This window comes from Mesorhizobium sp. LSHC412B00, assembly GCF_000503035.1.
In the GTDB taxonomy this organism is placed as follows: Bacteria; Pseudomonadota; Alphaproteobacteria; order Rhizobiales; family Rhizobiaceae; genus Mesorhizobium.
On record NZ_AYWB01000036.1, the window covers coordinates 1 to 12,139 of the forward strand.

The following is a 12,139-nucleotide window of genomic DNA, read 5'->3' on the forward strand; positions in this document are numbered from 1 at the left end:
TTGCACCGAAGTCGAGCGCTTTCTGGCGGTCGGCGGCCCGCCCGGTGCCGATCACATAGGCTCCAGCCTCCCTGGCAAGCTGCGCCACCATCGAACCGACGGCACCGGCAGCGCCATGCGCGAGAACGCTCTGCCCGGCCTTGATGCGGCCATGCTGAAACAGCCCCTGCCATGCGGTTAGGCCGGAGATCGGCAGGCTAGCGCCCACCGTAAAGTCGACATCGCCGGGCAGCGGCGCGAGGNCCACTCCAGTTCGGTGTTGACGAATCCTGCCGCATGAACCTGTACGACCACGTCGTTAATTGCCGCCCGAGGCTCGGGCAACTCCACCAACTTCATCCCGGCCGTTCCTGCAGTCTGGTCCGTCGCTACGATTGCTTTCATGGGGCGTCTCCTCACCGTTGGGGTAAATTGCGGGCGCGGAGGATCTTTCGATGTCTCGCGCAGAGTTGGCGTTGAGTTCATCGTTGGCGACCGCGAGCGGAAGCTAAGCAATCTCGTCGGATTCTTCCAGCACGGGTAAACTTGCGTTCGTGAACACCCCTGCCATCGCAATCTCAGACACTTCAAGCATGTGGAACAAAAGCAGATCAAATACGTTGTGCCGTTCCCAACATGGAGAGCGTCATGCAAACTACACCCCGAGCCAAAGGCGAAGCTATCAGCAAGGATCCTGACGAATGGACGACGGGAGACGAGCCAATGACTCCGTCGCAAGCTTCCTACTTGAAAACATTATGTGAGCAGGCGGGCGACGACAGAAGCTACGCNGACGAGCCAATGACTCCGTCGCAAGCTTCCTACTTGAAAACATTATGTGAGCAGGCGGGCGACGACAGAAGCTACGCCGAAGATCTAAGCAAAGCCGAGGCCTCGAAGCGAATCGACGCGCTAAGGACTGAGCTCAAGCTCTAAAGGCGCTGGGAGACCTACGACAGGTTGGTCAGTTTTGCGGTATTTGGCCTCTGATCTGGACGGTCGTATTAGTGAAGGTGGTAGAGTTTGCTAAGGATCTTCAATTCTCCTGCGATCTTGAGCAGAAGATAGTCGGTGAACCTTGTGGTTCCAAATTCGTCCTCGACCTTCGCAGTGGCTGCATCGCCCGTAATGTCGAGCGATGCGACTGCCCAGTTGGGGCTGGTGTTCGGCGGCAAGGCCGCACTCATCACCTCGCCGACATAGGCATCGACACTCAGCCATGGAGCTCGAAGAGATCGCGGCTATCTACCCGCTCTATCAGCAAACCGGGTATGGGCGGAAAGTGGGCGTAGGCCGACCATGTGGTTGTCGACGCCGAGATGCGCAGTGCTGGTATCGGCGCCAAACTGATGGGGCGGATCGAGAAGGAAGCAGCGCGTTTCGGCTGCGACATCACCCGCATCTCGATACGAGCGCACACACAAATTCTACAGCCTAAACGGTTAGGCCGATGATGCGCTCGTTCTGGTCAGCCACTGAGTGCGTGGGCCGAGGCAGAGTTCCCACAATATGCTGCGCACAAAGTAGCGACAGAGCGGGCCTAGAAGCGACATAGCGCCGGGTGTGAACGCGAACGCAGCCGGCGCCCGAATGCGTTCAGCGAGCGCCGTCGCGTCCACCTTGCCTTTCTTTGACGGCCCTGTGTTCAGCTTCCCACGGCAACGCGTGGAAGTCGGGCTGGTGCCCCGCTTCACGGTAGCCAGCCTGAGTGAGTAACTTGCTTTGTCCCGCTCCACAACGCAAACAAACGGCGGATTCCCCAAGCACCTATAAACGCCTACAGCTTTTTCCATGCGACAGGTGTGCTGCGGGTGCTCGAAGATGTCGTCCTTCATTGCGATGACAGAACAGGGAGCGAGGACAACTCTTTTTTTGATTGCAGAGAGAGTCTGAGCGGGCTTACTAGTGAGGGGTTTGCCATCGCTTTGAGGGAGGCTGCGATGGTTGCAACGCCCATAGATATCGCTCAAGCGGCCACTACGGCCACCTTGCTGATGCGCCTTCGTCAACGTCATCGCGATGACGTGGCGCGAGGCTGGGAAGATGCCGACCCTTCTACTGTTGCCGTCTCCCGTACGCCTGAGTGTCAATGGCGCGATTTAGCCAAGGCCCTGGTGCACGATTGGTTCGAGCTGATCGAAACTGGCTTGGTGGATTGGATCGTCAGCAAGTAGCCGCTGCCCGCCAGCGGCCCAGCAGCCGTCTGCGGGACTTTGCAGCGGGCGCGCTGGGCCTGACCGGTGGGGCGGTGTGGTATCCGCCGGCTGGCGAACATATGCGCCTCCTCCCNCCGCCGCGCCACACACATGGCTGATTTGTCATCACGTGGTTATGGTGTGATCGCGTAGGGCTAGACCAGCGGAACTTAGTAAACGCCGCTTATTAAGCGATCCTCGACGCGATCGTTCATCGCCACGACGACCTGGGAAACTTGACGGTTGCAGCCCTCTGCCATGTCGAGCTCAAGTCATGAACATCGGCCCTCCGATCATGAGCAGGCATGCGCCCATCCTACCATATCGCGCTGCCGGTATCGCAAGGCACCGGCAGCAAGGGGGAGGCGACCAGAGCCGATGTGAAGGGACTAGGCAGCTAATATTCGCTTGCGCTAATTTAAATGTGCCGTAACGTCANAGGCGACCAGAGCCGATGTGAAGGGACTAGGCAGCTAATATTCGCTTGCGCTAATTTAAATGTGCCGTAACGTCAGGCTCAGCCTTTTTGGGGAGGCACAACGTGGGGAGTATGATGAGAGTTGCTGTGTTTTGTGCGGCGATCGTGATCGCTGGGACTGGTGTCGCTGTTGCCAAGGAGAAGAAGGTGGTGGTGAGTGACGCCACGGACNGCGGCGATCGTGATCGCTGGGACTGGTGTCGCTGTTGCCAAGGAGAAGAAGGTGGTGGTGAGTGACGCCACGGACCTTTGCTCTACGAAGCACTCGGCCAAGAAGCAGGTGCTCGAGCTGGACTGCAGGCCGACCGGAACCGCCAAATTGCCGGCCGGTGGAACGCCGGAAAAGCCGGGCCTCGGATACGACACCGATCCGTGGCTGGTTAAAGGCCTTTAGACACTAGGCGACGGCAACACAGCGCGGCTAAGGGNAGCAGGTGCTCGAGCTGGACTGCAGGCCGACCGGAACCGCCAAATTGCCGGCCGGTGGAACGCCGGAAAAGCCGCGCCTTGGATACGACACCGATCCGTGGCTGGTTAAAGGCCTTTAGACACTAGGCGACGGCAACACAGCGCGGCTAAGGGGATGTGCGCTGGCGGTGAAGCCTTCTTTGTTCTCTCATCGGTGGAACATTGTCGCCTGAAAACGCTTCGGACGGTGCACTGCCCCATCAGTGCAACGTTCCCTTCCTTGTTTGCACTGGCCGGCTGCCGAAAGGGGGCCGGCTTTTTTGTATATAAGCGCGACCTGATGTTTGGGGCTTGNAAACGCTTCGGACGGTGCACTGCCCCATCAGTGCAACGTTCCCTTCCTTGTTTGCACTGGCCGGCTGCCGAAAGGTGGCCGGCTTTTTTGTATATAAGCGCGACCTGATGTTTGGGGCTTGTTGATTGGACAGCAGCGAGTGGCCGCTGCTGGCTTAGCGTCCAGGACTGGAATCTGTAAAGGCGAGATCACCAAGGCAGGGATGACCAGACTAAATAACGGTTTCGTCTGTTAGCCGCCACGCCGACGATAATTGAATTCAGAAGGGAGTCGGCCCGGCTGCCCAACATCAGGGTGCAAAAGACAGCCGGGCCAAGGCTGGAAAGAGTTCCGCTCCAGCCCAGCCGTGCCCGGCACGATACGCATCGCACCTGGGCGCAAGCGGTACCAATGGCTCGCCTATTCCGCCGCGCCTTTTCGGCAGGAAACCCTCGGCCTCATCACAATGGAGGGCGACATTCGCAGCGCCCTATGGAACCATCCAGAGTGACATAGGCTGTTTCATGGAACTTCCTGATGACATCAGGAGGCCTGTTAAGCATGCCAGTTGTTCGCGCTCATAGCTCAGATGCAGGTTGGAGCCCTTCCTAGTGCACCAGTATGAGAAGCGAGAACTAGGAACCGGGAGTGCTGCGAATAGATTGCCGCAGTCCAGCTTTCATCAGAGCATGGCAAGGGCTGCCTTTCTCTCCACGTTGGCAGTCGTCCTGCTGCTCGCGCTATTGCCAGACCACCTGCTGCACGCCCTCGGATTGGCCTTTACGTCTCATCACGACAAGCTCAACCACGCCGCCGCGTTCGCCACCTTGTCAGCTTTGGGTAGCCTCGGCTGGCCCCAACAGGTGGTCCGGCTGGCGGTTCTACTTGCTTTAACGGGCGCAGCGATTGAAATCCTTCAATGCGTCACAGGGCGTGACATGAGTGTCTTCGACTGGTTTGCCGACTGCTCCGGAATGGCATACGGGCTGAGAACTATGAGCTGGGTGAAGGAGATTCTAGGCGAATCGGTTATTTGATCGCCACAGGCTCCGCTTTACCGCCGCCGTCTTGGCCCCACTTGCCAGCCTCACGCCCGGGGCCGCCTTCGATCACCCTCGCTATTGCCGTTCAATTTCCGACGCAAAGGCCGATAGCAAGGGAAATAGGTTTCTGGGCCGCTCACCATTTAGACTTAGGTCCGATTCTCTCGCGCAAATGGCCGAAGCCGGAAACATTTCTCCTTCTACTTTGTTGCAGTGGCCGTGCCGCTGAGGAGAACATGCACAGTGCCTCTATCAAATGAACTGCGCGACGTACCGATAGAATTCCAATGCCCCTCCTGTTCGTGCCCAATGGTGAGAAGGGGATCCTGGCTGAAAACGATTGCCGGTTTCAGCTGCGATAGCTGCAGGTCCAGAGTGCGGATCGGCTACGAAGCGAAGCTGGCCATATTCGACCGGCACCTTAAGCGACGCGCGCCGGATCTGGGCCGACGACCAATGGAGTGCGATCCCGGCAACGGTTCCTGAGAGTGTGTCGGCAATTCAAGCTCCAACTGCTTGCGGTCTGCCGCAAGTCCAAGCTTTCATCTGGTCGCAGGGTCAGGCGGCTCTTCGTCCGTACGGAACCGATGATGGCGAGAGGTTTCGATGCGCTCGGAGCACCGAGCAGGTCGACACGTTTTTCGTAGCGACCACCAATCTCTAGCTGGCGGCTCCGATGCTCTGACGAGGTGCGAGCAACTTGATCTTCAATAGTCTTTTTCGAGCCAGCATGCGCGCCGCCTCCGCGATGCGGTCTCCGTAAGCATCGGCGACGAATGATAGCGTCGACAGGTCGATAATGAGGTCGTCGATCGCGCCCGCCAAGACACTGGACCCGCGCCCAAATTGATGCACCAGCGCCAGCACTTCCTTGAGTGCCGTCGAGGCTTCACCCGCATCCAGCAGCGCCTCGATGTCATCGAAAACCTGCATCCCGACCCTCCCGCTTTAAAACGGTGGCAATTTCGCGCGAAAAGAAAGCGCCTGCCAAAGTGCTCGCGCACGAAGGCGGCTATTCAAACAACAAGAAAGACCCTGGTGGCCCAACGATGAAGGGCGTCCATGGAGGGCGTTCAGCGAGACGCAACTGAGATTCGGCGCGACATTAAAGGACGGCGATGCTTCAGCCGCGCTCTCTTACGAGCAATCCGAGCAGCGCCCAGCCGCCAGCCAATCGAAGATGTACGCCAAGACCGATAAGCTGGCGGAGCGTTTTGCCGAGACTGAAGACGCGGTGAATCGCTCAGCGAAGACATGACCGAGGTGGAGGCGGTCTCTGCCGAGGTGACCCGGTGGAAGTTGATGGGCCTCGGCGCATTGGGCGTCACTGGCTGGCAGCGGCGGCGCTCGCCTCGCTTAGTTACGCCCTGTTGGTCTATCTGGCGCGTGCTGCGCGGCGGATGACGAGCAGGCGGCATAGTCGACAGGCTCTCAAGATGGCTGGTGATGTGTGATGATCGCGTCGACGGGAACAGCTTTGCGATTACGCACGAGTTCTTATCAGTTATGCTCGGTGTCAGGCGGCCCGGCGTCACCATAGCGCTGCAAACCTTGGAGGGCCAAGGTCTGATACGCTCAATGCGAGGAGAGGTAGTCATTCTTGATCGCGCGCGTCTAATTGCGCTGGCTGATGGGTCATATGGCAGGGCTGAAGCCGAATACGCTCGGCTAGTCGGCAAACTGCATTGACGGCAGACGCCGCCCCCGTGCACAGTGCCCCTGCAACAGAGCCCGCCGGCTGAGCCACGGGTGTTTTTGCGTCAGGCGGGAACATTCCCGCTCTGAGGCTGTTTGGCTACAACCGGCTCGTTCTTCAGCGGTCCGTGCCGGTGACCAAGATGCGTCCCTCACTCGTCATGGGATGGCCCACGCAGCCTCGGAAGCAGGCGCGGGCCATCCCATCAAGCCCTAGCCCCACGGCAGGGGCTTTTTGCTGTTCGGATCTGATGCGGTCCTGGCGGGAGTAAACACTGTCACTCCGTGCCGAGGCGAGTTCCTCCCGGAAATGGTGCATGAGCGCTCGCTCTTCCGCCAGACATGATCGGAGCGACCGTGCCATTTCGATACAAACGGATGATTCTATTGCGTAATCTTTGCTCATCGTCGCATTCAAACTCGCGCTGAGTCTGATTGTTCCATGAGCAAGAGCGCCCGGCTATTGAAAACCGAGCGACTTCTTTCGTTTGCCGACTTAGCTATTGCGCAAGAGCAACACCCAAACGTGAGGTATAGCTCCCTCAGCGCCTCTGGTTGACAATCGTTTCGGCCTGAGATTCCGACGACCTCGGTGCGCCGCTTTATCTCGCCGTTGAGACGTTCGATCGGATTCGTCGAGTGGAGCTTGGCGCGATGTTCCTTGGGGAAGGTCATGTAGGCCAGCACGTCGGGCTCGGCGTCGTCCATGATTGTCGCCAGCTTCGGCACCTTCGGCCGGATCTGGTCGGCGACGGCGCGCCATTGTACGGACGCGGCCTCGGGCGTTTCCTGGGCGAAAGCGGTGGCGATGAAGGCTGAGACGACCCTGCGGCCGCTCTTGCCGGCATGGGCCAGCACGTTCCTCATGAAGTGGACGCGGCACCTCTGCCATGTCGCGCACAGCACCTTGGTGACGGCCCCCTTGAGGCCTTCGTGAGCATCGGAGACGACGAGCTTGACGCCGCGCAGGCCGCGACGTGTCAGCTTGCGCAGGAACACTGTCCAGACGGCTCGGCCTCCGAGGTGCCAATCTCCATGCCCAGTACCTCGCGCCGGCCGTCCGCGTTGACACCGACGGCGATGATAACGGCGACCGAGACGATCTGCCCACCGCGGCGGACCTTCAGGTAAGTGGCGTCGATCCACAGGTATGGCCAATCGCCCTCGATCGGCCGCTCGAGGAAGGCCTTCACCTTCCCGTCGATCTCCTCGCACAGCCGCGAGACCTGGCTCTTGGATATGCCGCTCATACCCATGGCCTTGACCAGGTCGTCAACCGACCGGGTCGAGATGCCTTGCACATAAGCTTCCTGGATGACGGCGGTTAGCGCCTTCTCGGCCATGCGGCGCGGTTCGAGGAAACCTGGGAAGTAGCTTCCCTTCCTGAGCTTCGGGATGCGCAGCTCGACCGTGCCGGCCCGCGTCTCCCAGTCCCGGTCGCGGTAGCCATTGCGCTGGGCGAGCCGCAGCGGGTTCTTCTCGCCATAGCTGGCGCCGGTGGCCGCGCCCACCTCCATTTCCATCAGTTGCTCGGCGGCAAAGCCGATCATCTCCCGCAGCAGATCGGCATCCGGGGTCTTCTCCACGAGCGTGCGCAGGTTCATCATGTCGTCGGTCATCGGTGGTCCTTCCGAAATGGGTTGGCGTCAACAACCAAACCCTACCGGAAAGCGCCGATGACCACCCACACCCCGCTCGCTGGCTACAGCGCTACTAACGGCGCGCTCGTGAGCGGCTTCGCTACCGCCGAGCTACACCCACCTGATGGGACACGACCTTTCATTTGCATTAGGAACAACGCGTAAATGGAAAAGTTGGTCCACCGCAGCGCTCGTGAGGATGCCTTACCGCTGCCGGCCGGCGGCAAAGGGTCCGGCCCGCGCTTTCCTTCCTAGTGTGACGCGGCCCTGAAGGCTGCCAAGTTGTTCCTGCCTCACTGATCCAGTTCAAGCGGATCGTGATCTGGTTGCTCGTGCCACATCACCTGGCGGAAATCGCGTTTGTCGACCTGCTGACCGCAGATCGGGCATGCGTGAAATCGATCGTCACAGTCCTGCGGTTGGTGTGGCTTGTCGGGGATAGGCGGTCCAAGGTCGGCTATTCTAGCCATGCGCGACCGAACAAGATGCTGCGGCAAAGTTCCGTCAGTTTGGTTTTCTCAGTTGGTGAAAGACATCGCACCAAAAGCGGTAGTCATCTGGTCGACCGTCGAAATGCGCCTCCAAAGCGCAGTGCGCCACGGCGGTCGGTGCTTCCATCCCATAAAGTTCGATCGCAGATTGAGCGGCCTGATCTCTGTCGACGAGATCGGCAATCTTCAAAGCGGCGAAATCAGCGCTCCGGATCGCGAGCCTCCGTGGACCAAATATTCCCAACACCTAAGGGTGACTATATGATCCCCTCATGGCAACTCTGCGGTACGACGAAAGGCAGGAACCGGATGGGACGTGGACGGTATTCGACGTGTTCACCGGGCTCCCGGCTATTGTAGCGGGCCACCCATCTGTCGACCTTCCCGACATGGAGTATGCCGAAGAGCTGGCCGCCATCCTGAATGCCAACGACCTGAAGCAGAGGCTATCTCACGGTAGGTTCCCCGGAGGGTTCGCCTGACCGAAGTGGCATTAGCCCCCGGTCGTGTTGCCCATCCAGGTTGGTTCGTCCGATCCGAACAAGCAATTGTTATTGATCTACCGGCTACGACGGTTTTAAGTCGACTCGCCATTGCTTTTCGTAGGGAGGATCCGGAACCCCATATACTATGGCAGTTACACCCTCAGGAATGGCTCCGATCGGTTGAACTACCAATATGCGCACACCGAGCAGCCACCCTATGATAATGGCGGCTACGCAACCAGTGCAGCCAAAGACGCCGAACTTCTTCATCGCATCGCACCTATTCCCCGCATCCCATCATAGTACCTGATGGCGTGATGGTGCATTCGTTGCCTTCAGTGTCCACGGAATGAGTTCCGGTGCTGTCTGTCCAGGAGCGAATGGAGTGGAGTTTCCTTCGCTATCGCTACTGGTGATCTCTTGGCATCCGTTCGGAAAGCGAAGAGTTTCGGTGTCAATCGAATAGTTATTCCCTTCGGTATCCTACGATCTCACATGTTGATCCCCATTTTTACCGGAATAGGAATCTGTGCAGACCCTGTAGTCGCTTTCACCCAAGCAATCAGCGTATGCGGAAGCGGTGCAGCCGAGTAGAAATGCTGCCGTCAATCCGGCAAGCACCGAAACCGAGATGCGGCTTGGGATATGTTCGAGGCGATGTCAGCCACGCGGCACTGACTGACTTTCATTCCGCAGAAGAGAAACGAACAGCCCGCTGCGGCTGGTGGCGGGTTTTCATGTCGCGTTTCATGTCGCGTCCATCAGCCGCGCACCAGTAAAAACCGTTGGAAACCAAGGATACTCAGTTGCAACATGAGCTGAATATTACAGAAACAAGCGGTGCCCAGAGGCAAGTAGAAATGTCTGTGCTTTCAGATCTTACCACGCACATAGCATGCGGACAACCAACAGAAATGGCAACAATAGATTCCTGTGGGTTATTTCATTCCTCCCGGAATGTCCGACTGATTTGGTCCGACAGCGGCTTCACGAAATAGGAAAGCGCCGTACGCTCACCCGTCTGGACCATCGCTTCGGCCGGCATACCGGGCACGAGCGTCAGGCCCTTGAGCTTCGTCAGTTCCGCCTGCGGAACCGACAGGCGCACCAGGTAGTACGAAATGCCGTTTTTTTCATCCGTCGCCAGATCGGCTGCGATCCGGCTGACATATCCGTTCAATATCGGCGTGGTTCTCAGATTGAAGGCTGACATCCGCAGCACGGCCTTGTGACCAAGCTGGATTTGGTCGATGTCCTTCGGGGTGATTCGTACTTCAAGCGCAAGATCGTCGCCTTCCGGCACGATTAGCATGATCGGATCGGCGGGCGTGATCACTCCGCCGACCGTATGAATTGCGAGTTGTTGAATGGTGCCTGACTGCGGCGCGACGATATCGATCCGCCGCAGTTCCTGTTCAACCGCCACCTTGCGCTCAACATACTCCCCGACCTGCGCCTGAACCTCTCTGAGCTCCTGGCCCACTTCCGACTTGAAATCCTGATCGATCTGCGGGATCTGCAGGCGCGTTTCGGCTATGCGGGCTGCCGTCTGTGCCTGATCTGCGATCTTCTCACCGCGTTCGCCACCGAAAGTGGCAACCTGGATCTTCAGGCTGTTCAACCGTTGGTCCGAGACAATGCCTTGGTTGCGCAGCCCACTTAGAACAGCAATTTCCTTTTGGAGAACCTCGATCATTTTTTCACAGGCAATTTCCTGCGCCTTGAGTCCTTCGATCTCGTGGTGATATTGAGTAATGCGTTCCGCCAATTGCGCCTGCTTCCCGTCGCGGGATTGCCTGCGGAATTCGAACAGCAACGTCTCGCTATCTATTGCCGAAGCTACGTCCGGAACATCTCTTCGGGCGAGTAGCCAGTCCGGGAAGGGGATTTCCGCGAGATCGTCACGCTCAGCATCGAGTCGTGCCAGGTAGGCGGCCAGCTCATCGAGCCGCTTGGTGACTATGGCGAGATTAGCGCGCGCCTGGGTGGCATCGAGCCGCATGAGGATGTCGCCGGCTTTTACCTTATCGCCTTCGCGCACCAGGATTTCTCCCACCACCCCGCCAGTCGGGTGCTGCACCTTCTTGACATAGGAAACGACGACAAAGTGTCCGGACGCTACAACCGCACCGGAGAGATTCGTGAAGGTCGCCCAGGCTCCGGCTCCTCCCACAAAGATCACGCTCGCCAGAAAGCCCGCCACCAGGTGGCGGCGAATGGAGCTTGAAACGTCATTGTTCTGATCAATGCCGGACACCGGTATCCTCCATGTCAGCGCGCTCTGCCACGTTATCCTGTGTAGACTCGATGGCCTTCAGGACTTTGGAAGGCGCACCGAATGATCGCTGCCGTCCACCTTCCATCACCAACACCAAATCCACGGCGCGGATGACGCTCGGCTGATGGCAGACAACAACCGCAATGCCCTTGCGCTCGCGCACGGAGGCGATCGCCTTAGCGACTGCAGCTTCGCCTTCCGCGTCGAGATGGATATTGGGTTCATCCAGCACAACAAGGAACGGGTCTCGATAAAGGGCACGGGCAAGACCGATAAGCTGGCGCTGCCCGGCGGAAAGTGCCGATCCGACCTCACCAATCGGAGTTTCGTATCCGTGCTCAAATCGGAGGATCAGTTCGTGCGTGCCCGCTGCTTTCGCCGCGGCGACAATAGCCTCAGGGNTCGTATCCGTGCTCAAATCGGAGGATCAGTTCGTGCGTGCCCGCTGCTTTCGCCGCGGCGACAATAGCCTCAGGGTCAGGATCATCTTCAAAACGAGCGATGTTTTCGGCAATGGTGCCATCGAACAATTCAACACCTTGTGGCAGATAGCCGATGTGACGGCCTAGTGCTTCCCGGTCCCATTGATCGAGGCTTGCGCTGTCGATGCGAACCTTCCCGGCGACCGGCGTCCATGCGCCGACAATGGCGCGCCAGAGTGTCGACTTGCCCGAGCCCGATGGACCGATGACCCCGAGTGCGCTTCCCGCCTGAATGGCAAACGCAATGCCGGTCACGGTCGGCTTGCTTTCGCCGGGCGGAACAATTGTCACGCTTTCGAGGCGCAGTTCGCGTTCAGGTGCAGGCATAGGCACAACAGGAGCGGTTTCAGGAACCTTTTCCAAGAGGTCCTCCAGCCGCGCCCAACTCTGGCGCGCCATGAGGAAGGGTTTCCAGCTTGAAATGGCCAGATCGACCGGAGCCAGCGCACGCCCCATCATTATCGAACTGACAATCATGACCCCGGCCGTAGCCTCCTGCCTGACGACAAGGTACGCACCGACGGTAAGAATGGCCGATTGCACCTGCAGGCGCAAGTCGGCATTGCAACGCGCTGCTTGCAGCAGACCATTGCGTGCCATGTTGTGGGCAACGGTATCGCTTATCGGCCCT

Annotated in this window: 11 protein-coding genes and 4 pseudogenes; 9 read left to right on the forward strand and 6 right to left on the reverse strand. The window is 58.8% G+C overall.

Annotation, left to right across the window (positions count from 1 at the left end; genetic code table 11):
• Nucleotides 1–384, reverse strand: a pseudogene (locus tag X757_RS01000000165505) (NADP-dependent oxidoreductase); the annotation flags it as partial.
• A 318-nt stretch (nucleotides 385–702) separates the two neighbouring features.
• On the opposite strand from X757_RS01000000165505, the gene X757_RS00150 reads away from it, so the two are divergent.
• A complete protein-coding gene (locus tag X757_RS00150; RefSeq protein ID WP_373432869.1) occupies nucleotides 703–915 on the forward strand; it encodes a DUF3072 domain-containing protein in 213 nt (70 codons plus the stop codon).
• A 68-nt stretch (nucleotides 916–983) separates the two neighbouring features.
• Here X757_RS00150 and X757_RS0135410 read toward each other — a convergent pair whose 3' ends face one another.
• Nucleotides 984–1,196: a nuclear transport factor 2 family protein gene (locus tag X757_RS0135410; protein WP_280940393.1), complete on the reverse strand. Its 213-nt coding sequence runs from the start codon at nucleotides 1,194–1,196 to the stop codon at nucleotides 984–986.
• An 84-nt stretch (nucleotides 1,197–1,280) separates the two neighbouring features.
• Between X757_RS0135410 and X757_RS1000000169910 the strand changes: the two genes are divergently transcribed.
• The 4 genes from X757_RS1000000169910 to X757_RS0135420 all read left to right on the forward strand — a co-directional run bounded on the left by X757_RS1000000169910 (nucleotide 1,281) and on the right by X757_RS0135420 (nucleotide 4,431).
• Complete coding sequence (locus tag X757_RS1000000169910; RefSeq protein ID WP_352496840.1) at nucleotides 1,281–1,433, forward strand: hypothetical protein; 153 nt, start codon at nucleotides 1,281–1,283, stop codon at nucleotides 1,431–1,433.
• A 486-nt stretch (nucleotides 1,434–1,919) separates the two neighbouring features.
• Entirely contained in the window at nucleotides 1,920–2,153 is a 234-nt protein-coding gene (locus X757_RS1000000167515) for a hypothetical protein (protein WP_050591009.1), read from the forward strand.
• A gap of 680 nt (nucleotides 2,154–2,833) precedes the next feature.
• Nucleotides 2,834–3,046 (forward strand): hypothetical protein, encoded by a 213-nt coding sequence (locus tag X757_RS135655; RefSeq protein WP_031251762.1) that lies wholly within the window; start codon nucleotides 2,834–2,836, stop codon nucleotides 3,044–3,046.
• 1,010 nt (nucleotides 3,047–4,056) lie between these two features.
• Nucleotides 4,057–4,431, forward strand: coding sequence for a VanZ family protein (locus X757_RS0135420; protein WP_245275142.1), 375 nt, complete (start codon nucleotides 4,057–4,059; stop codon nucleotides 4,429–4,431).
• 666 nt (nucleotides 4,432–5,097) lie between these two features.
• On the opposite strand, the gene X757_RS135650 is transcribed toward X757_RS0135420, so the two are convergent.
• Nucleotides 5,098–5,370 (reverse strand): hypothetical protein, encoded by a 273-nt coding sequence (locus X757_RS135650; protein WP_023698300.1) that lies wholly within the window; start codon nucleotides 5,368–5,370, stop codon nucleotides 5,098–5,100.
• Nucleotides 5,371–5,429: 59 nt separating this feature from the next.
• On the opposite strand from X757_RS135650, the gene X757_RS1000000167525 reads away from it, so the two are divergent.
• From X757_RS1000000167525 to X757_RS00130, 3 genes and pseudogenes are all read left to right on the forward strand, one after another.
• Nucleotides 5,430–5,528, forward strand: a complete 99-nt coding sequence (locus X757_RS1000000167525) for a glycosyl hydrolase 108 family protein (RefSeq protein WP_084567771.1) — start codon at nucleotides 5,430–5,432, stop codon at nucleotides 5,526–5,528.
• A gap of 163 nt (nucleotides 5,529–5,691) precedes the next feature.
• Complete coding sequence (locus X757_RS1000000169310; protein ID WP_245265671.1) at nucleotides 5,692–5,841, forward strand: DUF1515 family protein; 150 nt, start codon at nucleotides 5,692–5,694, stop codon at nucleotides 5,839–5,841.
• Between the two features lie 18 nt (nucleotides 5,842–5,859).
• Nucleotides 5,860–6,126 (forward strand): annotated as a pseudogene (locus X757_RS00130) (Crp/Fnr family transcriptional regulator); the annotation flags it as partial.
• A gap of 582 nt (nucleotides 6,127–6,708) precedes the next feature.
• On the opposite strand, the pseudogene X757_RS01000000165510 reads toward X757_RS00130, so the two are convergent.
• A pseudogene (locus tag X757_RS01000000165510) lies at nucleotides 6,709–7,751 on the reverse strand (IS256 family transposase); the annotation flags it as partial.
• 784 nt (nucleotides 7,752–8,535) lie between these two features.
• On the opposite strand from X757_RS01000000165510, the gene X757_RS135645 reads away from it, so the two are divergent.
• A complete protein-coding gene (locus X757_RS135645) occupies nucleotides 8,536–8,745 on the forward strand; it encodes a hypothetical protein (protein WP_023672260.1) in 210 nt (69 codons plus the stop codon).
• 946 nt (nucleotides 8,746–9,691) lie between these two features.
• On the opposite strand, the gene X757_RS135640 is transcribed toward X757_RS135645, so the two are convergent.
• Together X757_RS135640 and X757_RS1000000167540 are read right to left on the reverse strand one after the other, a co-directional pair.
• Nucleotides 9,692–11,005 (reverse strand): HlyD family type I secretion periplasmic adaptor subunit, encoded by a 1,314-nt coding sequence (locus X757_RS135640; RefSeq protein WP_023698296.1) that lies wholly within the window; start codon nucleotides 11,003–11,005, stop codon nucleotides 9,692–9,694.
• Nucleotides 11,006–11,054: 49 nt separating this feature from the next.
• A pseudogene (locus X757_RS1000000167540) lies at nucleotides 11,055–12,139 on the reverse strand (type I secretion system permease/ATPase); the annotation flags it as partial.